Below are 22,734 nucleotides of genomic sequence, written 5' to 3'. Positions count from 1 at the left end.
GGTCGGGGGAGGGAGCGGTGGGGGATGACTGCTGGGACGGGGAGCGGGCCGGAGGCGGAGTCGGGCGGAGCCGATGGCGTCGGCGATGACATCGTTGCCGGAAAGGGTGCTGGTGGGGGTGCCGGTGCGGTTGCGGGGGCGGTGAAGCGGGGCGGCGGAGGTGGTGAACGGCCCGTCTGGTCACGGGACTTCGCATTGTTCTTCGTGGCCCGCGCCGTCGCCCGCCTCGGCGACACCATGCTGCCCGTGGCCCTCGCCGCCGGCCTCCTGGAACACGGGTACGGCGCGGGCGCGGTAGGCCTCGCCATGGCCTCAACGGCCGCCGCCTTCGCGGGACTTGTGGTCTTCGGCGGGGTGATCGCGGACCGGTTCAGCACCCGCAAGCTGATGATCGGCGCCGACCTGGTGCGCCTCGGCACCCAGTCCCTCGCCGCCGCGCTCTTCTTCACCGGCCATGTCGTGCTCTGGGAGATCTGCGCGATCGGCTTCGTCAACGGCGTGGCGGGTGCGGTGTTCCAGCCCGGCGTGGCGAGCACGGTGCCGCGACTCGCCTCCGACATCCAGGGCGCGAACGGCGCCATACGCATCGCCGAGTCCGCCGCCCAGCTCGCGGGCCCGGCCGTGGCAGGCCTGCTCGTCGGATTCACCTCGCCCGGCGGCGTGTTCGCGGCCCACGCCGCCACCTACGCGGTCAGCGCCCTGTGCCTCCTTCTCCTCCGGCTGCCCCCGCTCGCACCGGGCAGCCGCGAGCCCGGGCACGGTTCGGGCGCCTTCAAGGCCGATCTGGTCGAGGGCTGGCGGGAGTTCAGATCACGCACGTGGCTTTGGGGAGTCATCGCCGTGTGGTGCTTCTACATGATCGCCGTGTGGGGCCCGACCGTTCCGCTCGTGGCGACCGAGGTGGTGCAACAGCACGGCCCGCGCGCCTACGGCCTGGTCAACTCGGCCCTCGGCGCGGGCACCGTCGTAGGCGGACTCCTCGCCCTGCGGCTGCGCCCCCGCCGTATGCTGCGCGCCGGTGCGATCGCCCTCTTCGCCTTCGCCGGATTCCCGGCGACCGTCGGAGCGGGACTCGGCGTACCGGCCATGGCGGCCGGGGCCGCCGTCGCCGGAGTGGGGATGTCCTTCTGGGGCGTGATGTGGGCGACGAGCGTCCAGACCCAGGTCCCACCGGACGTCCTCAACCGCATCCACGCGTACGACGTGGCGGGCTCCCTCGCGATGATGCCGGTCGGCCAGGCCTTGGCGGGCCCCGCCGCCGCGGCCTTCGGCGCCGACCACGTGCTCCTCGTCGCGGGCGCGATGAGCTTCGTGGTGCCGATCTCCCTGCTCCTGGTGCCTGCGATACGCGGGCTGGTGCGGGCCGACGCGATACCCGTCGGTCCAAGTGGGGTGAGTGCAGTGAGCGATGCGGCGATACGTGAACGGGCGTGTCCGCAAGAGAGTTGACGGCGCGTCGGCGGGGTCTCGGCGGAGGCGGGGCCTCAGCCCCGGGGTGCCGCCCGCCCGGCGCCTCCTTCCACAAAGCCGCCGATCCGCTCGCGCAGGGTCCGCGCGTCGAGGCCGTGGGCGGTGAGGTGTTCGGTGACGGTGCCGTAGCGCCGGAGTTCGGCCTTGCCGACGCCCAGGCCGAGCACGCGGTGGGGCATGTCGGCGAGTGCGTCGTTCGCGGCCGCTGTCGAGGTGCCCGCCAGATACGGCTCGACGAGGACGACGTCCGCCCCGGCGTCGCGCGTGGCGGTGCGCAACGCGTCCGCGTCGAAGGGCCGTACGGTCGTGGCGTACAGGACGGTGACGTCGAGGCCCTCCGTCGCGGCGAGGACGGCGTCGAGCATCGGCCCGACGGCGACGACCACACCGGAGCGGCCCTGGCGGACGGTGAGGAAGCGCGCGCCGTCGACCGGGAGGGCCTCCGCGTTCGACTGGACCGACAGCCGTACGTACACCTTGTCGTCGCCGGCGGCGACCGCGTGCCGTATCAGGGTCTCGGCCTCGTCCGGGTGGCCCGGCACGTGGACGGTCCAGCCGTCCAGGGTGTCGAGGAGGGCCACGTCGCCCGGTGCCATGTGCGTGAACCCGCCGGCGGGCCAGTCGAAGGAGGCCGCCGCGCTCACCAGGACCGCGCCGACGTCCTGGTGGCCGAGGTCCAGCTTGACCTGCTCGAAGGGCCGCTCGACGAGGAAGCTCGCGAAGGTGTGCACGACCGGGCGCATCCCGGTCAGGGCGAGGCCCGCGCCCGCCCCGACGAGGAGCTGCTCGCGGATGCCGACGTTGATCACCCGGTCCGGGTACCGGAGTTGGGCGTCCGCGAAGCCGTCCTTGCCGATCTCGGCGAGCACGACCGCGACCCGCGGGTCCTCGTCGAGCAGCCGGGAGACGACCGGGGCGAAACGGTCACGCATGGTGTCCATGGAGAGCCTTTCTCGATGTGCCGGGGACGGTGATGCGGAGGGACGGTCAGGCGGACTTCGGCTCCACCCGGGCCACGACCACATGCGGTCGGCCGGGGTGCGGCGCGGTGAAGGCCGCGTACAGCGCTTCGTGATCACGGCCGTCGACCGTCACCGCGGACCAGCCCGCGGCCTCGAAGCGGGCGGCGATACCGCCCGGCCGGGCGTGGCTGGCGGAGGAGTTGTCGACGACGACGGTGTGCAGGCGTTCCAGTCCGGCGGGCCCGGCGAAGGCGATGGCCTCGTGGTTGCTGCCCTCGTCCAGTTCGGCGTCACCGACCAGGACCCAGACCCGCGGTTCGGTACGCCTCTGGGCGCGCAGCCCCAGTGCCGTCCCGACGGCGATCGGCAGCCCGTGCCCCAGCGACCCGCTGCCGATCTCGGCGCCGGGCACCAGCACCCGGTCGGGATGGTGCCCGAGCGGAGAGTCGTAGGAGCCGAAGTCGGGGAGCCAGTCCACCGGTACGAATCCCTTCGCGGCCAGCACCGCGTAGTACGCCATCGGCCCGTGCCCCTTGGACAGCAGGAACCGGTCCCGCTCGGGGTCGTTCATGCGCTCCGGGCCGACCCGTAGCACCCGGTCGTAGAGGACCCACAGCACGTCCAGCGTCGAGGTCGCCGCCGGGCCGTGCTTCTCGTCGCCGGTCATCAGCCCCATGAGCCGGGGCAGGTCGTCGTACGTGTACAGGCGGCTGTGTTCCGTGGTGGTCGTCGTCATGCGGACGATCGTGCAACCTCAACCAAACTTCAGGTCAAGCGGTGCGGTCGGAGCCGCCCGGAAGGCTCCCCGTCCCGAATGAAGGCGTGCGCGATCACCGACGCGAGTGCGGTATTGTTCCCATGCGCGTTCAACCAGGGGAAACCCCAGGTCAGACGGGCAGCGGGACGTGGCGCAGCTTGGTAGCGCACTTGACTGGGGGTCAAGGGGTCGCAGGTTCAAATCCTGTCGTCCCGACTCGGCAGAGTCGTTGGTGAGGGGCGGTTTCGGAGGAATCCGAAACCGCCCCTCAGCCATTCTTGGGGACGACTCGGGGACAGCCGCCGCGGGAAGAGAACGCGGGGCGCGCGGCACCTGGATCAGAGTCCCCAAATGCCGTTTCACACAGCCGAGTTCTTCGGCGAGCTGGTGCTTCCCTTCCCCCTCGGCGCCGTGGTCGGCAACACCACTTCGCCTCCGCTGACGCCGCGGTGACGCCTCCGTAACGGCCCCCCTGCCAACGTAGCCATCGCCGGACGGGCCTCGACAGCCCGCCGGGACGGACTACCAGCGGGGGAATCATGTCGGGATTCGGGGACCGGGCGCTGCTCGCGCTGAGTGACCCTGTCGTTCTGGGGGCGTTGCTGTCGCCCACCGACGGTCCGGGTGACCAGCGGGTGCGCACGATGCTGGCCTCGGTCTACGACCTGTCGGCCGTCCGGGTCGACACGGTCACCGGCGTACGGGTGCGGGAGATCACCCTGCAACGGCCGCTGTTCCCGGCCGGCCGGCGGGACGGGGCGTGGTCGCAGCTCGTACCGTCCTACACCCGCACGGAACTGACCCTGACCGTGCCCGAGCCCACCCGGCCGGTCTGGATCGACCTGCGCGCCACCGTCGACGTCACGCTGGTCGCCGAGATCGACCCGGCCGGCGCGGAATCGGTGGTGGCCCGGGCGTTCGACGACTTCGCCACCTTCGACGAGTTCCGGGCGAGGTTCACCTTCTTCGATCTCGACGCCTTCCTCGCCGAGCACGGAATCAGCACGGTGGAGGAACTGAAGGACGCGTTCCACTACGTGGTCGCGGACATACAGCTGCGCACCCCACCCCCCTTCGACCCCGACGACCCGGCGAACACGCACACCCTGCCGGTCACCCTGGCGGCCGTGGTCGTCGACCCGTTCGACCTGGTCGGCGGGCTGCGCGCCACCCGGCTCGTACGGGAGGCGGCCCGGCCCCTGGCCGGCCCGCCTCCCGCCGGGCTCCCGGCCGAGGCCGCCGAGGCCTACGCGACGGCCCTCGTCCTCGCCGCCGACGGACTGCCCGACGGGCTCGCCGCGGCGGACGTCGAACGGCTCTGTGCCGCCGAAGGCGTCGTCAGCCTCTTCCTGCCGGCCCCGTGAGGACGCGTCATGACAGCAGCCGAGGAGCGGGCCGACCGGCCCGGGACCCGGCTCACCCGTACCTGCCACCGATCCGGCCTGACCGGCCCCGCCCTGGAGGAGAACCCTGATGCCCGTTCGGTATATCCGGGTTGACCCGACCGTCAACCTGTTCGCACCGGCCGTCCGCGCGTTCGGCACGATCGCGATCGTCGGCCGCGTGACCACCCCGGCTCCCGCCCCGCCCGCGTCCGCGTCCGCCTCGGCCAAGAAGTCGGCCGCCGCGGAGGCGGCAGCGGCGGTGGCTCCCACGCCGGTGGCGTTCACCAGCCCGGACAAGGCGGAGGAGACCTTCCCGGGAGAACTCGGCGAGGCGCTCACGCTGGTGTTCAAGCAGAGCCCCGGCCCGACCCTCGTCTACGGCGTCCCCGTCGACGCCACCGCGCCGGACTGGAAGGGCGCGCTCGCGGCCGTAGCCGGACTGAACGTCCAGCTCGTCGTGGTCGCCAACACTCCGGTGGACGGCACCTCGAAGGCTTCCGACGGACCGATAGGCCTGCTCTCCGCGCACGTCACCTCCGTGTCCAACACGGGGGCCGACGGGATGGAGCGCATGGGTGTCGCGATGCTGCCCAAGGGGAGCACGGACCCGAAGGTGATCCTGCCCAACGAGCGGATGGTCTACATCGCGCACAACAGCGACGAGGACGCGGCGGTGGCCGTGACCGGCACCATCGCGGGCTACGAACCCTTCGTGTCGCTGCTGCTGAAGCCGGTGAACATCGAGAGCCCGCCGTTCAACCCCACCGACATCGACACCCTGAACGGACCGCCGGAGGTCTCCGGATCGGGCCCGACGGGAGCCGGCGTCAACTGGCTGACCACTCCGGCGCTCATCCCCGGCACCGGCGTCTACATGGGCGAGGGCTACACCGGCAACCCCGGCAGCCCCAAGAAGTACATCGACGTCTGCCGTTTCGTCGACCACCTGTCCTTCCTGCTCAAGGCGCAGCTCATCGGCTCGATCGGGAACGTGCGGATCAGCAGGTCCGGCCTGCGCGCCCTGATCGCCCAGATGGAGGCGGTGCTCAGTCCCTTCGTCGACGCCGGCGTCCTCAACGCCTTCGAGGTCGTCGTCCCCGTCCTCGTGCTCCTGGACAAGGACCCCGCCACGCTCACCCCGGACGAGGCGAACCGGATCCACACCGCCGAGGTGCAGCGCCTCGTCCAGGTGCTGGCCTCCGTCGAGTACGCGGGTGCCGTGCACCGGATCTCCATCGACCTGAAGTTCGACTAGGGAACTCCGACCAGCCACGTCCGACTAGGAAGGCACAACCTGATGGCCGACTGGAACACACGCCTCGAAGTGAAACTCGGGGACTCCACCATCACCCCCATCTCGACGTTCACCCCGACCTTCAACGCGCCGCACACCGTGCTGCACAGCATCGAGGCGGACAACGTCGGGTTCGTCCGCCAGCCCGCGACGTTCACGTTCACCATGGGCGTGCCCGCGGTCGCGACCGCCGTCGCCGACCTGACCCAACTGGCCACCGAGGGAACCGAGTTCCAGATCATCGTGGCCGAGAAGAAGGGGACGGACTGGGCCTTCAACTCGATGAAGTTCGCCCGCTGCGTCGTCACCTCCGCCAACCCCAGCAACGTGGTCGTCGACGGCGTCCCGCAGGCGAGCTTCACCTGCCTCGCGCTCTCCGTCGGGGTCGAGGCGTAACCCGTGGACGGCGACCCGGACGAGGGTCCGGACGGCGTCGAGGGCGGTCCCGGCGGCCAGGGCGTGTTCCCCGTACCGGGGTTCGCGGTCGGCGGCCGGGTGGAACGCACCGGGATCGCGCTGGTGCACGAGGGCGAGTACATCGTCCCGCAGTCCGGCAGCGAGGCCGTGATCTCGCCGGAGAGCGAGTCCGCGGTCGTCAACTACTACTTCCCGGTCCAGGTGGAGGTCGTGGGGACGCTGCCGGACACCGAGGTCCAACGGGTGGCCGGTTACGTCTTCGACCAGCTCGACCGGGAACTGGCGACCCGGATCTGACGGGCGCGGAGGGGGAGGAACACGATGGCTGACGCGGTGAACCTGCCGGTGCTGGTGGGCCCTGTGCAGCTGCTGTACGTGCAGAGCATGACCATCAACGAGGGCTACCGCATCGAGCGGATCATGGGCAGCCGGTTCTCCCAGGCCACCCAGCCCACGAACAAGACGATCGCCATCGAGGCCGTCCTGCTCGGCCCGCAGCGGCTGGAGCAGAAGAAGGCCCTGGAAGCGCTCGCCCTCACCTCGCGGCTGCTGGTCGCCGCCCTGGCCCGGGGCGAGTCGGCGGCTGGCATCCCGGTGGTGTCGGGGCTGACCGTCAGCCTGAACATGCAGGTCACCGATCTGCGCTTCACCCAGGGGGTGGCCAAGCGGGACGCGCTGGACGTGTCGATCACGCTCCAGCAGATCCCACCGGCCCTGACGGCCGCGGTGCTCGGCGAGATCGGCGACCTGGTCCTCGCCGTCGGTACCGCGGCCGTGCCCACCGGGCCGGCGGCCAGTCCCATCGCCCGTGTCCCGGGCGCCCTGTTGTGAGTCCGCGACGAACCCCGTCATGACCAAGGAGGCAGGATATGGCGGCCCTGAACTATCTCACCCTGCCGATCGACCCGGCCGACGGGTTTCCGCAGGCGTTCCGGCTGTCCCTGGCCGGCCGCTCCTACCGGTTCCGGCTCTACGCCAACGTGGCGGAGGACCTCCTCGACGACGCGTCGGGCGACCTGCTCGTCCTGCCGGCGAGGCGCGCGTTCCTCGTGCTGTCCGTGGACCGCGAGGAGCCGGCCGGCCTGACCACGATCCTGCGGCGCAAGCTCGCGCCGGGGGTGGAGTACCACGCGGACGAACTGGCCCTGACGTTCCCCACGATGCTGCTGGACCCGCGCAATCTCAACGGGGCCGGCTCGTTCGGCTCCCGGGTCGTCGGAGGGGTGGCCCTGCGATGAACGGACGGGCGAACTCCCGCCGGGAGGTGGCGACATGAGCTTCGTCATCCGCTACGAGGTGGAGATCTCCGCGCCCCTGGCACCCGGCGGCCTCGGACTGCCGCTGACCGTGTCCAACGACGTGCTGGCCGGCTCCTTCGTGCTCGACGCCGACATCACCGTCACCATGACGGAGGGCGCCGCCACCGACACGTTCGAGGTCACGCTGATCAACCTGCCGACGGACGTGATCGACCGGATCCGCGCGGTCCAGGCGCAGACCGCGGTCAACGTCTCCATCCGGCTCGGCTACTTCGACGACCCCTCCACCACGACGGGCGACGCCGGCCGGGTACTCGTGGGGCGGGTCACCAGGATCTCCGGCACCGTCGGCCAGGACGGATACGCGCGCACGGTGCTGTACGGGCAGGAGGAGGCCGGCTACCTGCTGCGCAACAAGCCGGTGGCCGTCGGCAGCCCGGCCGGGACGAGCGCGCAGCTGTTCGCCTTCGACCTGCTGGAGAAGGCGGGGGTGCCGGTCGCGGCGGGGTCGACCCTGCCGGGAGACCTGAGCGGCTTCACGGTGCGCAGCGGGTCCACGCTGGACGCGCTGCGCACCCTGGCCGAACGGGGCGACGCGCCCCTGGTGGTCCGCGACGGCACTGTCTATCTCGGTGCCGCGGTCGGCGCCGCGCGGGACACGGCACCGGTGGCGCTCGACCCCGGCACCAACATCGTGTGGCTGGACAGCGCCTACGGGGAGGACACCGCGGGGGAGCTGTCCCCGCCGGTGCGGGCCACCGTGAACCTGGCGGTGCTCGGACATCCGCGGCTGCGCGTCGGCCAGGTCGCGAAGATCACCGGACTGTCCGGGGTGCCCGACGGCACGCTGCGGTTGTCGCGGGTGGTGCACCGGTTCACCACCTCCGGCGGATACACCGCGGAGCTCGGCCTGATCGCGGCGGCCGCCGGCGAACGGGCCCAGGTCACCACCGGCGTCCAGGTGGTGGTGGACCGCTGGCGGGGCATGGTGGACCGGGCCCGCGACGACCACCCGGCCGTCGACGTCGGCGAGGTCACCGAGTACGTCGCCGGCGCCGGCAAGCACCTGGCGTCCCTGCACTACGCCCAGGTCCCCGCCCCCGGCGTGGTCGCGCCCAGCGTGGCCAGCCCCGTCGACACCGGCGCGAGCATGCACGAGAAGCCGATCGCCTCGGTGTTCGCGTTCGACCGCACGGGCCTGGTCGTGCCGGTGTACCCCGGCATGCGCGCCCTCCTCGCCCACAACCGGGGCGCCGTCAACGACGCCGTACTGGCCGGGTTCCTCTGGCCGGACGACCCGGCCACGCGGCGTCCGGCCAACGAGGCGGGCGACTACTGGCTGGCGCTGCCCACCGCACTCGGCGACGACGGCCGGCCCACCGGCCCCGGCGCCAACGACCTCACCGACGCGGGCGGTCACCGGATCATCCAGACGACCGGCCTGCACATCGTGGTCGGCAAGGACCTGCTGCCCGAAGTGGGCACCCGTCCCAAGCCGCCGGACGACGACACGATCACCGTCGACCACCACAGCGGTACGACCATCACGGTCGACGCCGACGGCGCGGTCACCATCAGCACACAGGGCCGGCCGATCCGGCTGACCAACGGCACGGTCAGTCTGGACCTCGACGGTTCCGCCGTGGCGGTGTCGTGATGGCCGCCGTCCTCACCGCCGCGTCCACGCTCCAGTGCCCGCACGGCGCACCGCTGCTGATCGTGCCCGGCGGGCACCTGCTCACGGTGGACGGCCTGCCCGTCCTCACCCGCGCCGACCTGCTCACCGCGACCGTCCCGGCCTGCCCGAACAAACCACCGTGCGGTGCGGTCGCCTCCGTCGACACCGGCCTCGCCACGACCCTGCGGGTCGGCAACGAACCGGTGGCGCTGGAGACCGCACAGGGACCGACCCTGACGGCGTCGCCCTGGCGGGTCGTCTCGGCCGGCCAGACGAAATTGGAGGCAACATGACAACGCCGACGTCCCCGGACCCGTTCGGGCGCGGCCTGCGCGTCGACGACGGGGACCTCGTACTCGACGGCGGGGACCTGGCCGAGGTGACCGGGATCGCCAATCTGACCCAGGCGCTGACCCTGCGGGTCCTGACCCCCTTCGGCTCCGACCGGTTCAACACGGGCTACGGCCTGGACGTCACACAGGCGTTCACCGAGCCGAACGGCACCCGCGTGGTCAAGCAGCTCCTGCGGCTGAACCTGATCGGCACGCTGGGCACGGACCCGCGGGTCAGCGAGGTCGGACAGGTCACCTTCGACGACGATCCCGAACGCCTGGCCGCCGGCCCCGGCGCCGTGGCACAGGCGCGCGCCGCACAGGTCCGCCGCGCGTGGACGGTCGAGGCCGACCTGGAGACGGTGGCCGAGATTCCGGTCACGCTGCGCGTGGACGTGGAGGTATGACGACCGTGACCGATTACGGGGTGACTGCCGACGGGTTCGTCCTCAAGCCCGTCGATGTGATTCTCAGCGAGTCCTTCGACCGGGCCAGAGCGGCGTTCCCCGGAGCGGACCTGACCAGTACCAGCGCACTGCGCAAGATCCTGGAGACGGCCGCCGCCGAGGACGGCGAGCTCTGGAAACGGCTGGAGGACCTCTACTACGCCAACTTCATCTCCACGGCGTCCGGTGACGCCCTCGACCTGCTCGGCGAGGACACCGGCCTGGAACGCGCGCCGCTGGCGAGCACCGGCACGGTCACCGTCAAGCTGAACAACGGGGTGGAGGGCCGGAGTTACGTCCTGCCCCAAGGGGCGATCCTGGTGACCGCCGCCCGACCCGGCCGTCCCGCCCGGTCGTTCGGCACGGTGGCACCGGTCGTCCTCGACACGAACACCCCCACCGCCGACGTCGGCGTGGTGGCCTTCGAGCCGGGCCCCGACGGCGACGTCGACGACGGCACGATCACCGGCATCGACCCGGCGTACGAGACGGTCTACCTGACCGACCTCGGGGCCGCGGAGTTCGAGGTGACCAACCGCGCCGCGACGACCGGCGGCACCGGCGAGGAGGGAGACGGGGCCTACCGCGGCCGGCTGCTCGGGATCGCCCGCAACCTCTGGACGGTCGAGGCCGTGGCACAGGCGGCCCTGGGGGTCGGCGGCGTCCTCGACGTCGTCCTGTCCGACCCGCTCGGCGGAGTCGACGTGTCGCAGAGCTACTTCGACCTGTTCCACTTCGACCAGCGGGCCTTCAGCAGCGAACGCCGCGTCGGACAGCCGTACTTCTTCACCGTCGTGGTGGCGCACGACTTCCGCTGGCCGTGGCACACCACCGGCTCCGTGCCGGGAATCTTCGAGCGGGTCGGCGCGGCGGTCGACACCGTACGGCCGATCGGCATCCACGCCGACATCGTCGAGGCCGACCACATCGAGGTCGGGGTCCGCGCCACCCTCGTCGTCGCGCCCGGCTCGGACGGTGTCGCCCTGCTCTCCGCGGTGCGCCGCCGCCTGGCGACGGACATCGGGGCACTGCGCCTGGGCGGCGACGTCCTGTACGCGCAGGTGGTCAGCGCGTTCGTCGAGCAGCCGGGCGTGCTCGACGTCCAGGGGCTGCACCTGCGCAGGGCGCCGGCCGCGTTCGGCCGGATCACCTTCGGCGACGTGCCGTTCCAACGGGTGCTCGCGGAGGGCGCGGTGGGCGAGAACCTGGTGATGGGCCCGACCGAACTGGCGACCTTCACGGTCGACGGCGACGCCTTCGACGTGACGGTGGTGACCGGATGACCACCGAGGCCGTCACACCGCCACCCGTGCTCGCCGTCACCACGATGGCGCGCCGGCTGACCACACCGTTCGCCCGCGGCGCGGACACGCTCGACCTGCCCCTGCTGCCCTCCACCAGCTCACAGGCAGCGGTGGGGAGTTACGGCTTCACCGACCACGAGGCCCGCTTCGGCGTACCGCCCGAGCCGCGCTACGTCCTCGCCACGACCCGGGACGTCGACGCCGACATCACGGTGACGATCACCTACCAGGAGCCGGGCGCGCGGCCGGTGGACGTAGCGGTGACGGTACCGGCGGGCACCGTCACCGGGACCTCGTTCCTGCTGGCGGAGCCCGTGACCGCGACCGCCCGGGTGCTGCTGCTCACCATGGGCACCTCGCCGTCCGACAACCGGCCCCAGGACCGCTGGACGCTGACCGCGCTGCTCGGCACCACGGCCAAGCTGCTGTGGGTGACCGGCGCCGAACGCGACAGCCTGCGGCGGCACGCGGCCACGACCCTCGCCCAACGGCACCTGCCGTCCGCCCTCGGCCTGAGCCTCGACCTGATCGGCGCCGACCTCGGCGTACCGCGCTTCCCCGCGCTGGCCTACGGCTTCGACACCGACACCGTGGCGCTCTACCACCTCGACGACGCCGCCGGGGACTTCCCGCAGGTGGCGGACGCGACCGCCGTGTACCCGGGCCGGACCGCGCACCACGGTGTGCTCCAGGGCCCGGTGCAGGCCGGACTCCCCGGCCGGTACGGGCGGGCGATGGGCTTCCGGTCCGCCGACGCGGTCATCGTGGCCGACACCGACGCCACGTTCGACATCGGCGAGCGGGACGACGCGACCTTCGAGTGCTTCGTCCGCCCCGACCCGGCCCCCGATCCCGATCCGGATCCCGACCCCTGCGCCCACGACGGACCGGTGCTCAGCCGCCGCTCCGACCCCGGCACACCCGGCCCGGGCTGGGAGCTGGCGGTCGGCGACTTCCGCCGCGGGCTCCCGCGCAACGTACGGTTCACCATCGGCGACGGCGACCCGGACCACGACGTGACGCTGTTCGCGGACACCAGCCTGCCGACCGACGCGTTCACCCACGTGGCGGCGGTGCTCGACCGCGCCAGCGGCCGGGTGAAGCTGTTCCTCGACGGACGCCTGCGGGACTGGCGGTTCCTGTACCCGCTCGGCGCGGTGGCGGACACGGCCCCGCTGCGCATCGGCGCGGCCGGCGGCGGCTTCCGCGGGGTCGTCGACGAGGTACGGATCAGCTCCACGGCGAGGGAGGGCTTCGCACCCGCCCTCGGCGAGGACGACGACCACTACCGCCGCCGGCTCGAACTGTTCCGCCGCTGGACCCTGCCGACCCCGGCGAACCTCACCGCCCTCCTCAACCGGCTCGCCGGACCGATCGGCGGGCGGCACGACGCGCTCGTGGTCGACGACACGAACGCCACCCTGGCCCGCGGCACCCGGCTCGTGCACATCCGGCCGTACGCCCTGCTGCCCGGCGAGAGCGTCGACGCGACCGGACGGCGCCGTACGACCGAGGCGAGCGCGGTGGGTACCGCCGCCCAGGAGGACACCTTCGACCCGGCCTACCTGCTCCGCTACGACCACGCCGGGGTGGACTTCACCCCGGCGCCGGCCGGGACCGCCCCGGCCGACCCGCACCTGGTCCAGGTCGGGGTCGCCGAATGTCTCGACCGGCTCATACCCCTCGCCGGTGCCGAGACCGCACCGCCCGGCCGGCTGCTGGTCGCCGCCGCCTACACCCCTCTGGCGGACGACCTGCGGGCAACTGGCCGGGCGGTGCTCCTCTCCCACAGCTCGGTGCCGCCCGGGCGGCTCGCGGCGCTGGCCCACCGGGCGGGCTTCGACTACGTCACCCACCGGGGCGGAACGGGCCAGGTGTACGCGGCCACCGCCCGGGGCGACTACTTCAGGATCGACATCACTCCGGTCCCGGTCGTGCCGACCGCCGTTCCGGCAGCCGGTGTCACCTCGGCCGACCTCGCCCCGAACCCGACCGACCTGGACCCGGGCACCCTCGTGACCCTGTCGCTGCGCCCCGCGCCCCCCGCGGACGCGTTCCTCAACTGGCTTGTGGTGCCTGGCGGTTCAGGGCGCGCGACGCTGACGCCGGAGAGCGGGGCCGGGTCCCGGCACCGGACCGCGGCTCTCACCGCCACGGCCCCCGGGCAGCTGATCGTCAAGGCCGACGTGGCCCGGGGCAGACACACGGTCTCGGCCTCGGCGACCCGCACCCTGCGGGTCGGACTGACGGGCCTGGACGACGGCGCCGCCATCGCCGCGGACGGAAGCCTCGGCGTGCCCGCGTCGAGCGTGGAGCGCCCGGGAACCTACTTCGACCCGGCGTTCCTGGTCCACCACGAAGACGCCCGGGTCGACTACGGGGGCGACGGCGCCCATCTGATGCAGCCCGCCGTGGCCGAACTCCTGGACGCCCTGCTCGCCGAACTGGAGCGCCGCTCGGTCACCGGACGGCTCACGGTGACCGCCGGCTTCGACAGCACCGGCGACCCTCCCGACCCGGCCGCCGCAGCGGGACGCCGACTCGTCCTGCGGCACAGCTCCCTGGACGCCGGTGCGCTGGCCGGGCCCGCGTTCGCGGTCGGCTTCGGGTATCTCCGGCGCGGCGGCGACGAGTTGGAGGTGCGCCAGGCCCCCGGACAGCTCGTCGAGGTGCGCGGGCCCGCCGACGTCGAGCAGGGCGCCGTCATCGAGCTGGACGAGGGCGCCACCATGGACCTCACCGCCACCCCGTCACCCGCCGTCCTCGCCGCCGCCGGGCTCGTCGGCCAGTTCCCCGGCGAGGGACCACGCCTGGGCTGGGCCTCGGGGACGTACGACGACGCCGCGATCACCGTGGCGTCCAGCACCCGGCAGACCGTCACCCTGCGGGCCGACTCGGCGGGCACGGCCTGGGTGCAGGCGAGCTACCTGATCGACGGGCGGGCGGTCCCGTACACCTTCCAGGTCCGGCTGCGGCCGGAGCTGGACACCCCCGCGACGGTCATCACCAAGGACCAGCACGACCTGATCATGAACGCCCTCAACGTGCTGCACCCGGTCGGTGTGGAGGTCAACACCGCCGCGCTCCGCGCCCATGTGGTCGAACTCCAGGGTGACCTCTCGCAGGCCAACCCGGACTACACCTACCCGAGGTTCCGTGTCCGCGGCCCGCTGCCGCCCCGAGCCAGGAGGCCCGCCGATGGCTGACATCGTGTTCCAACCCACCTTCGTCCACCAGGAGTTCGTGGACGGCCCCGACGGCGACCGGGTCAGGGCCGACGAACCCAACGGATTCAACGCCCGGTTCGCCGCCATCGAGAGCGACCTGCGTCAACTGTCCAGCGTCGTCGGCCAGATCGACGACGCCGTCGACCGGCGCGGCACCGGGCCGGCCGGGCATGTGCTCACCCTGGCGCCCCTGCTGCAGGGGGCCGACGGCGCCCTCCCCTGGACAATCACCGCCAGCGGTGCGGCCACGGCGTCGGGCGACGACGTCTTTTACGGACAGATGGAGGTGACGCTCCCCGACAACGCCCGCCTGACGTCGTTCCGCACGATGGGCCAGGCCGGCCCCAACGTGGTGGAGCTGGGCATCTCCCTGTCCCGGGTCAAGATCCCCGGCGGCACTCCGGAGGTACTGGCGTCGGTCGGCGGCGACACGGACCCGTTCGACAGGTCCATGGACGTGGATCCGACGCTGGCCGTGACCCAGACCGCGACCTACCGCTACATCATCCAGGCCTCCTTCATCAGTGGTGGTGGCACCACGGTGGCCCTCGCCGCCTTCCAGATCGCCTACACGAGCAGCTAGGAGACATCGTGGCCGACCTCAGCTACACCCCGACGTTCCACCATGTCCCCTGGGAGGACCGCAAGGACCGGGTGGAGGCAGCCGGCCCGAACGGGTTCAACGTGCGCTTCAACGCGATCGCGAGCGACCTGGCCGGGCTGTCCACCGCCGTCGAGGACATCGGCGCGGCGATCGACGCGTCCAACGCGGCACCGCCCCCGCAAGCACAGCGGCTCAGCTTCACACCGACCCTGCGCCCCACCGGTCTGCTGTCGGGGGGCCAGTGGAGCTACGACAGGAACGGCGTGGCCCACGCCAACTCCCTCGCCATGACCGGGATCGCCAACCTCACCCTGCCGCACGGGCTCCGGCTGACGGCGGTGCGGGTCGTGGGCGACATGACGAGAGGCTCCTCCCACGGTGTCGCGGGCAGCATCGCACTGGCCCGCACACCGCTCCGGCTCGTCGTCCCACCGCCGGCCCCCGAACCGCTGGCGGTCGACGACGACTTCGTGTCCGTCGGACCCTTCGACCTCCAGATACCGGTCTCGGCGCCCCGCGCCCTGATCGACACCGGCGTCTTCCGCTACGTCCTCACCGCGACCTTCCAGACCGTCCTCTTCGGCGGCATGTCCATCGAGGCCGTCCATCTCACCTTCGCCCCGCCGTCCTGACCGGGAAGGGACACCTGTGACCGACCTCAGCTACACCCCCACGTTCAAGCCCACCGACTGGATCGACAACGTCAGCCGCATCACCGCCGACGGCCCGAACGGCTTCAACGTGCGGTTCGACGCCATCGCGAGCGACCTCCACCAGGCGGCCGCCGTGGTCACCGAGATCGACACCGCGCTCGCCCAGCCCGTCGGCACGCCGACCGGCCAGCAACTGCTCACCCCCGGCCTCGACCTCGTCTCCCTGCCGGGAGCGGGCGACGGATGGCTCTACGACGAGACCGGGGCGGCGTTCCCGTCCGTCGGCGGATCCGCCAGCGTCGCGGTGATGGGGCTCAGCCTGCCGGCGGACATCAGGCTGGTCTCGTTCCGTGCCGTCGGCCTGTGGTCCGGCGCTCCGGCCGCCTTCAGCATCGCCCTGACCAGGGCGCCGCTGGCCAACGCGAGCGCCGCTCCCGACAAGCTGGCCGAGATCGGCACCGCGACCTCGGCCATCACCAACCCGTACGACCTCACCGTGCCCGTCGACGCCTCGTTCGCCGCTGTCGATCCCCGGACGTACCGCTACTGCGTCGTGGCCACGGCGTCGGCCATCCAGGTGGCCGGCGGCACGGGCCTGTCCACCGTCCAGCTCGCCTACACCGCGAGCTGAGCCGGCGCCATGCGGATCGCGTGCCACGTCCCGATCACCCTGCGGATCGTAGGGGTGCCCACCGACGGCCAACTGGAGGCGGCAGGGCGGGCGTTGACCCGCGCGGTCGCGGCCCGGCTGACCGAGGCCGAACGCCTGCTGGCCGACCGGCACGGTCACCAAGGGGCCACGCCGGTCGAGGTCCGGGACGCGTACGAACCGGGCCGGGACGGTGCCGGGGGATACGCCGTTCCCTCCTACGACGACAACGGCCACCCGGTCGCGGTCCCGGTGCGCGGGAGCGCGCGGACCCCGGCCCGGCGGCGGGCGCGGCCGTTCCGGCTGCGGGTGAAAGGCGTGATGTCACCGCCGGAGCTGCTGCGTGAGTTCGTCCGGCAGTACTACCGGGCCACCGACGAGGCGGAGGTGGACCGGCGGCTGCCCCTGTGGCACTGGCAGAACCCGCGCGGACGGTCGGCGACCGTCGAGGACGCCGACCGGGGATTCATCGAACTGCACGTCACCGACGTCACGCAGACCGCGCTGGACCGGCTGTCCGGGGCGGAGCGGGCCGAGATCAACGCGGCGGCGGACGACCGGTTCCGCCGGGACAACGCTCTCGCGCCCGACGCGAAGCTGGGCACCGGCCCCGACGACGAACTCCTGCGGGCCCGCTGGCTCGCGGCCCGCGCCGACGTCCTGCACGAGCACGGCCTGCGCCGGGACATCGGCGCCCTGCCCGACGACGTCAGGAAGATCCTCTTCGCCGGCGGCCGGCCGTTGACCCCGAAGGACTACGGGACCGTCCTCCGCCTCGCGCGGAAGCTGACCGGCCTGACCGAGGCCCAGCGCAGGGACTACCTGGCCCGGGTCGACTCGACGACGGACGACTGGGCCGCACTGGACGCCTCCGTGGACCGGTACCTGGAAGCCGAGCGGAAACACGGGTCGGACGCCCGCCACACCGACGAGGCGGCGAGCACGCTCTTCGGATGCGAGGACCTGTACCTCCTGTGGGCCCGGAGGAACGAGCTGAGAGCGAGCACCGCGTACGCCGACGAGGCCGCCTCCTCCGTCGAGGGCGCCGCCCTCGTGGGCGAACTGATCGACGCCGAGGCCCGGTTGACGGCCGCGCTGGCACGCCACCGGTTCCCGCACGAGCGGGCGTTCCTCGACGCGATGGAGGCCTACCGGATCCGCTTCCGGAACGAGGCGGCCACCCTCGGCACCGACATCCTCGCCCACTACGACCACACCCTCCACGAGGAAGGAGTCAGGCTCCAGGACATCCGCACCGTCGAGAGGATGCTCGCCGGCATCGCCAGGACGACGGCGGCCGGCGACTACGCGAACGCCGCCGCGCAGCGGTCGCTCGCCGAGAACCTGCTGGAGCAGAGTGCCGAGGCACTGCCCGTCCAGCAGCTGAAGGCCAACGCGGAAGCCGCCGACCGCCTCCTCGTGGAATCCGACGCCTCCTGGGCCTCGGCCGAACGGGCGGTGGTGACCGGCTCCGGCGGCGACCCGCTCGTGGACCCCAAGCGGCTCGGCCGGGACACCGACCGCAGGAGACTCACCGGACTCGACGCGCAGGCCGCCCAGCGCTATCTGCTCGACCTCGTCCAGAAGCGGCTGGCGGACACGGCGAAGGCCCGGGCGGAGTTCGAGCAGGACCCCGAGCGCGTCTTCAGCGAACCGAAGCTCATCGAGGCGGCGCGGATACACCAGGGGGTGCAGGACGACACCATCTACGCCTGGATCATCCGCGACCACAGGCCGTCCGCGCACCTCTTCTCGGCCGTCGTCCTCGGCATCCTCGCCCTGGTCCTCGCGGCACTCGTGCCCGGCGGCGGCTGGGTCGCCGCGGCGGCGCTGCTCGCGAACACGGCACTGAGCACCTACCAGGCCGTGGAGGCGATCGAGGAGTACCGGCAGCAGGCCGTCGAGTACCGGCTGTCCTTCGTCGACCAGGAGCCGTCGCTCGTCTGGGTCTCGATCGCCGTCGCGGCGGCGGCGCTAGACCTCAACAGCACGGTGGCCGCGCTGATGGCGCGGTCGGCGAAGGGAATGGCCGCGCTGGAGGCGCCGCTGCGCGAGTTCGCCGCCGCCACGGACGCCGAGACCGCCGCGGCCCGGCTCAGGACGCTCACCGAACGGATCGACGCGGTCGAGGGACTGCGACCCGAGGTGAGGGCCGCGCTCCGGGCACACGCCGCGGCGGCACTCGACCTCAAGCGGGCGTTCGGCCAGGCCCTTGGCCGGGCCTTCACGGGAGGGGACCCGACCGCGCTGCTCAAGGGCCTGTACTACGCGGTCAGGACCGGCGCGCGAAGGTTCACCCAACTCCGCAAGGACGCCCGGCTGTTGGCACTCCTGGGCGATGTGACGGGTCTGACCGGCGCCGAGCGCGCCGAACTCGAACTCGCCTTCCGGCGTGTGCGGGAGGTCGCCGACCTCGGCACGAAGCGCGGGATGGACGAGGCCACCCTCATGGGGTTCGTCGACCGGCTCGCCGCCCGACGGGCCGCCGGCGACGGCGCGTTCGAGGAGGTCCTGACGGAGATGCGGGCCTGGCGCCGTCCGGCACCCGGGCAGACCGCGGCCGAGTCCGTCGGCGGTCAAGTCGGCCCCCCGTCCGGCGAGTTGAGGACCGGCGGCGAGGCCCCGCCCCGTTGGCGGAACCGGCAGGAACTCGACGAGGCCGCCGCGAAGGAGCCGGAGGCAGGACGGGCGCGCAACTGGTACGAGACCGCGAGCGACGAGCAGCTGAGCGCCCGCGAGGCCCAGGACCCGATCGCCGCCGAACACCTCGACGAGCGCCAGGGCGGACGCCGCAGACCCTTCCGCCCCGAGCGTCCGACCGACCCCGCGATGCAGGACCGGCTCCGCGAAGACCTGGGCGAGGCACGCGCCGCCGTCGAGGCCGAGCGGCGGCGCCTGGAGGAGGCGGGCCTGCGCGAACCCTCCGCCCCGGAGCGCGCCGGCTGGCGGATCCGCCGGACCAGGGCGGGCGAACAGAGCGTGCCGCCGACCGCCAAGGAGGCGGCCGGGTACGAGGGAACGATCGCGGTCGCCCGCTCGGACATTCCCGCGCTGAGCGGCGAACGCTTCTCCGGCGGGTCGCCCCGGGCCCTGGGCACCTACGACCCCGCACACGACATCAGGCCGCCGGAGGGCGTCGTCGTCCCGCAGGCGCACGGCCACGCGGAGCAGGCGCTCGGCCAGCAGCTGGACGCACGCCTGTCCCGCCTCACGGCCGCCGAGCGGGAAGCCGCGCACGGAAGGACCGTGCACATCCGCGTCGACCAGGAGGTCTGCTCGATCTGCGCGGCGGGGCTGGCAGGCGGCCCCCGGGCGGGAGTGCTGAGCCGGCTCAGCGCACTCCACCCGGACATCGTCTTCGAGATCACCGCCGACGACACCAGCGCGGTCTACCGCCTGCGCGCCGGAGTGCGGATCCCATGAACAGCGAACCGATGCCCCGCCCACCCGGAGGTCGAAGGCCATGCGACGGCGCTACCACCTGCCCACCGACATCACACTGCCGGAGGGCCTGTCGGCCCAGGACGGCCAGGGGCTGAGCGCCACGGTCCTGGCGGCGGTACGCCGCGCGGTGCGCGACTCGACGCCCGGACAGATACCGCCACCGCCGACGCGCCACCGCCCCCGGCCCCGCGAGCGCGCCGCCGGGGACGACCGCGGCCTGCACGCGGTGCCGAGTTACGACAACGCCGGCGAGAAGGTCGGCATACCGGTGGCCTCCCCGTCGCCGCGCGATCCGGCGAACCCGCACAACACGCTCACGGCCCGCGAGATGTACGGCGTCTGGCAGAAGTACTGGGTGGTACGTCGCAACCGTGCCGAGAGCCGTTTCGAAGAGGTCAGGCTGAACGTCTGGCGCAAGGACGCGTCCGCCTACGCGCGCGGCACGGACCGGTTCGAACTGGGGCACCGGGACGCGCTCGGGCCCGAGTACCGGGCGGCCGCCGACGAGCGGGACGTCTGCCGGTACATGCTCTCCGCGAAGGACCAGGTCCACGTCTGGATCGAGGCCCAGGAGACGCTGGGCAGGCCGATCACGCTGGAGCAGGTGGACGCCCAGGCCGTCGAGGAGGCGAAGGCCCTGGGGTTCAGGCGGACCTGGATCGACCCGGTCGTCTTCTCCGCACTGGCGGCGGCCACCTATCCCGGGGGACCGGTGAGATCCCCGGCGACCGGCGGGGTTCCCGCGGCACCGGGGCCTCGCGCTGCCGGTCCTGCTCGCCCTGCGGGTCCTGCCGGTCCTGTCCGCCTTGCGGGTCGTGCCGAACCTGCCGGTCCTGCTCGCCCGGTCGGTCCTGCCGAACCCGTCGGTCCTGCCCAACCTGTCGGTCCTGCCGAACCCGCAGGGCGGGCCGAGCCTGTCGGGCCCGCCGAACCCGTCGCCCCCGAGGCACCGCCCGGCGCCGCGGCCGAGGCGCCCCGTCCCGCTCCGCCGAGCGGCATCCTCGCGTCGACCCGGGCGCTGGCGGTCCGCTTCGGTCTGGGCCGGGCGATGGCCGGCGTCGACGAGGCCGTACCGGCGCCCAGAGTGGGGGCCTCCTCGCCGGTTCGCGCCGAGACCGCGTCCAGCCCGTCGCCGGCATCACCCCGGCCGCCGGCTCCGGCTCCGGAACCCGGGCCCAGCCCGTCACCCGCACCACCCCGGCCGTCGACCCCCGCTCCGGAACCCGTGCCCACAACGCCCGCGCTACGCCGGTTCGACCTCACCGAGCCCACCCTCACCACCGACGAGGTGTTCGCGCGGATCGGCGACGAGCTGGCCCACCTGTCGGCGGCGGCACCGAGCGGCACCGGCCCGGCGGCCGCCGTGGCCGACGCGCGGGCGGCGGGGCTGACCGGTCCCCGGGGCGCGCCGGGCACGGCGGATCTCGCGGTGCAGCGGCACGCGGACGCGCCGGCGGTCCGGGGCGCGTACGGGGTGTCGGGCGCGCAGGTCCAGTCGGCGCACGCCGGCCCGAGCTCCTTCCTGCGGGACGTGCCCGGCTACAGCCGCCGGGACGCCCTCACCGTGCTGCTCCCCGCCGGGGTCCACGCGGCGTTCGACCAGCACTGGAAGGACTGGGCGATCGCACGGCGCAGGGCCGGCGACACCCGGGTGAGCACCGCGCAGCTGTACGCCGCGATGCTCACGGCGGTCGACCGGATCCCGCTCCTCGACCAGACCACACGGAACACCGTCGCCTGGGTCATCCACCGTGAACTCTTCTACGACCTCGGCCTGTCTCCCGGCGACCTCCTCACCCTCCCGTACCCCAACGTGCCGCCGAGCCCGTGACCCTCTGGGCGGCCGCCCAGATCCGGTCCGATGAGCGGAACGGCATATGACAGACCCTGTCCCACCTCGCCACGCTGGTCGTCTCAGACCCGCGCGAACGGCGGCCTGAGCACACGGGGCCGCTCAACCGGCGGTCGCCACACGGGGAAACGGGGACGGCGATGGCCTGGAACGAACTGACCGCGGAACCACGAAGACACGAAGACGCGACGGAACAGCCCCCGGGGCTCGCCGGACTGCGTCTGTTCGGCGCCTTCAGGCTGGAGGGCACCGAGGGCGGCATCGCCGTCCCGGCCAACGAGCAGCGGCTGCTGGCCTATCTCGGACTGCACAAGCGCGCGCCCCGCTCGGTGGTCGCCGGGACCCTGTGGCCCGACGTCACCGAGGAGCACGCGCAGGGCAGCCTCCGTACGACGCTCTGGCGGCTGCGCCGGGTGCCGTACCCGGCGGTCGGCAGCGACGGCGACACCCTGTATCTCGCGGACGGCGTGTCCGTCGACGTCGACGACTTCACCCGGGCCGCCCTGAGCCTGACCTGCTCCGCGCACGATCCGGGCGACCCACTGCCTCCGCCCGGCCTGCTGGCGCGAGGCGAACTGCTCCCCGGATGGGACGAGGAGTGGATCTGCTCCGAGCGCGAGCGGCTGCGCCAACTCCGCCTGCACGCACTCGAATCGCTGAGCGCCCGGCACACCCGGCGCGGCTGCTACGCCCTCGCGCTGGAGGCCGCCCTCACCTGCGTCGCGATCGAGCCCCTCCGCGAGAGCGCCCACTGCGCGGTGGTGACCGTGCATCTGGCCGAGAGCAACGTCGTGGAGGCGATCCGGCACTACGAGGCCTTTCGGCGGCTGCTCCGCGCCGAGTTGGGCATCGAACCCTCGGCACGCCTCGCCGGCCTGATCCCGTACCGCGCCGAAGGCGCCGCCCGGCCCCCGTCGCCCTCGGCCGCGACACCCGAACGGCACGACCGCCCGGAATGACCGGGCCAAGCCCGCGTTGATACGGCGGTGACGTCCCGGTCA

The 22,734-nt window shown here is 72.9% G+C and carries 21 protein-coding genes and 1 tRNA gene; 20 read left to right on the top strand and 2 right to left on the bottom strand.

What is annotated here, in order from left to right:
* The first annotated feature begins 90 nt into the window (after window positions 1–90).
* A complete protein-coding gene (locus OO69_RS26840) occupies window positions 91–1,449 on the top strand; it encodes an MFS transporter (protein WP_420707908.1) in 1,359 nt (452 codons plus the stop codon).
* Window positions 1,450–1,484: 35 nt separating this feature from the next.
* Here OO69_RS26840 and OO69_RS26835 read toward each other — a convergent pair whose 3' ends face one another.
* Both OO69_RS26835 and OO69_RS26830 read right to left on the bottom strand, forming a co-directional pair.
* Window positions 1,485–2,411: a transketolase family protein gene (locus tag OO69_RS26835; protein WP_033283344.1), complete on the bottom strand. Its 927-nt coding sequence runs from the start codon at window positions 2,409–2,411 to the stop codon at window positions 1,485–1,487.
* A gap of 46 nt (window positions 2,412–2,457) precedes the next feature.
* A complete protein-coding gene (locus OO69_RS26830; RefSeq protein WP_033283343.1) occupies window positions 2,458–3,168 on the bottom strand; it encodes a transketolase in 711 nt (236 codons plus the stop codon).
* A gap of 163 nt (window positions 3,169–3,331) precedes the next feature.
* Here OO69_RS26830 and OO69_RS26825 point away from each other — a divergent pair.
* The 19 genes from OO69_RS26825 (at window position 3,332) to OO69_RS26740 (ending at window position 22,692) form a co-directional block, all read left to right on the top strand.
* Window positions 3,332–3,405 (top strand) — tRNA-Pro (locus tag OO69_RS26825).
* Window positions 3,406–3,728: 323 nt separating this feature from the next.
* Complete coding sequence (locus tag OO69_RS26820; protein WP_033283342.1) at window positions 3,729–4,553, top strand: hypothetical protein; 825 nt, start codon at window positions 3,729–3,731, stop codon at window positions 4,551–4,553.
* 9 nt (window positions 4,554–4,562) lie between these two features.
* Window positions 4,563–4,688, top strand: coding sequence for a hypothetical protein (locus OO69_RS53565; protein WP_267885210.1), 126 nt, complete (start codon window positions 4,563–4,565; stop codon window positions 4,686–4,688).
* On the top strand, window positions 4,663–5,829 hold the full coding sequence (locus tag OO69_RS26815; RefSeq protein ID WP_033283341.1) for a hypothetical protein: 1,167 nt from the start codon (window positions 4,663–4,665) through the stop codon (window positions 5,827–5,829). The genes OO69_RS53565 and OO69_RS26815 overlap by 26 nt, the downstream gene beginning before the upstream one ends.
* Window positions 5,830–5,871: 42 nt before the next feature.
* Window positions 5,872–6,264, top strand: coding sequence for a hypothetical protein (locus OO69_RS26810; protein ID WP_033283340.1), 393 nt, complete (start codon window positions 5,872–5,874; stop codon window positions 6,262–6,264).
* A 3-nt stretch (window positions 6,265–6,267) separates the two neighbouring features.
* Window positions 6,268–6,582 (top strand): hypothetical protein, encoded by a 315-nt coding sequence (locus OO69_RS51405; protein WP_033283339.1) that lies wholly within the window; start codon window positions 6,268–6,270, stop codon window positions 6,580–6,582.
* Window positions 6,583–6,606: 24 nt separating this feature from the next.
* Window positions 6,607–7,116, top strand: coding sequence for a hypothetical protein (locus OO69_RS26800; RefSeq protein WP_033283338.1), 510 nt, complete (start codon window positions 6,607–6,609; stop codon window positions 7,114–7,116).
* Between the two features lie 38 nt (window positions 7,117–7,154).
* Window positions 7,155–7,523, top strand: coding sequence for a hypothetical protein (locus OO69_RS26795; protein ID WP_033283337.1), 369 nt, complete (start codon window positions 7,155–7,157; stop codon window positions 7,521–7,523).
* A 34-nt stretch (window positions 7,524–7,557) separates the two neighbouring features.
* On the top strand, window positions 7,558–9,201 hold the full coding sequence (locus OO69_RS26790) for a hypothetical protein (RefSeq protein WP_033283336.1): 1,644 nt from the start codon (window positions 7,558–7,560) through the stop codon (window positions 9,199–9,201).
* Entirely contained in the window at window positions 9,201–9,515 is a 315-nt protein-coding gene (locus tag OO69_RS26785) for a hypothetical protein (RefSeq protein ID WP_033283335.1), read from the top strand. The genes OO69_RS26790 and OO69_RS26785 overlap by 1 nt, the downstream gene beginning before the upstream one ends.
* Complete coding sequence (locus OO69_RS26780) at window positions 9,512–9,961, top strand: hypothetical protein (protein WP_033283334.1); 450 nt, start codon at window positions 9,512–9,514, stop codon at window positions 9,959–9,961. The genes OO69_RS26785 and OO69_RS26780 overlap by 4 nt, the downstream gene beginning before the upstream one ends.
* Complete coding sequence (locus OO69_RS26775; protein WP_234444532.1) at window positions 9,958–11,283, top strand: baseplate J/gp47 family protein; 1,326 nt, start codon at window positions 9,958–9,960, stop codon at window positions 11,281–11,283. Before OO69_RS26780 ends, OO69_RS26775 begins: the two co-directional genes overlap by 4 nt.
* Window positions 11,280–14,510, top strand: a complete 3,231-nt coding sequence (locus OO69_RS26770; protein ID WP_033283333.1) for a LamG-like jellyroll fold domain-containing protein — start codon at window positions 11,280–11,282, stop codon at window positions 14,508–14,510. The genes OO69_RS26775 and OO69_RS26770 overlap by 4 nt, the downstream gene beginning before the upstream one ends.
* A complete protein-coding gene (locus OO69_RS26765; RefSeq protein ID WP_033283332.1) occupies window positions 14,503–15,114 on the top strand; it encodes a hypothetical protein in 612 nt (203 codons plus the stop codon). Before OO69_RS26770 ends, OO69_RS26765 begins: the two co-directional genes overlap by 8 nt.
* A gap of 8 nt (window positions 15,115–15,122) precedes the next feature.
* Window positions 15,123–15,767 (top strand): hypothetical protein, encoded by a 645-nt coding sequence (locus OO69_RS26760; RefSeq protein WP_033283331.1) that lies wholly within the window; start codon window positions 15,123–15,125, stop codon window positions 15,765–15,767.
* A gap of 16 nt (window positions 15,768–15,783) precedes the next feature.
* Window positions 15,784–16,419, top strand: a complete 636-nt coding sequence (locus OO69_RS26755) for a hypothetical protein (RefSeq protein ID WP_033283330.1) — start codon at window positions 15,784–15,786, stop codon at window positions 16,417–16,419.
* 9 nt (window positions 16,420–16,428) lie between these two features.
* Window positions 16,429–19,860, top strand: coding sequence for a hypothetical protein (locus OO69_RS26750; protein WP_033283329.1), 3,432 nt, complete (start codon window positions 16,429–16,431; stop codon window positions 19,858–19,860).
* 40 nt (window positions 19,861–19,900) lie between these two features.
* On the top strand, window positions 19,901–21,712 hold the full coding sequence (locus OO69_RS26745; protein ID WP_033283328.1) for a collagen-like protein: 1,812 nt from the start codon (window positions 19,901–19,903) through the stop codon (window positions 21,710–21,712).
* A gap of 161 nt (window positions 21,713–21,873) precedes the next feature.
* Window positions 21,874–22,692, top strand: a complete 819-nt coding sequence (locus tag OO69_RS26740) for an AfsR/SARP family transcriptional regulator (RefSeq protein ID WP_078652569.1) — start codon at window positions 21,874–21,876, stop codon at window positions 22,690–22,692.
* The last annotated feature ends 42 nt before the right edge of the window (window positions 22,693–22,734 follow it).

Origin of the sequence: Streptomyces sp. NRRL F-525 (assembly GCF_000716605.1) — a bacterium.
Lineage (GTDB): Bacteria > Actinomycetota > Actinomycetes > Streptomycetales > Streptomycetaceae > Streptomyces.
Note: the sequence above shows the minus strand (reverse complement) of the source record. Positions and strands in the feature narration are given on the sequence as shown.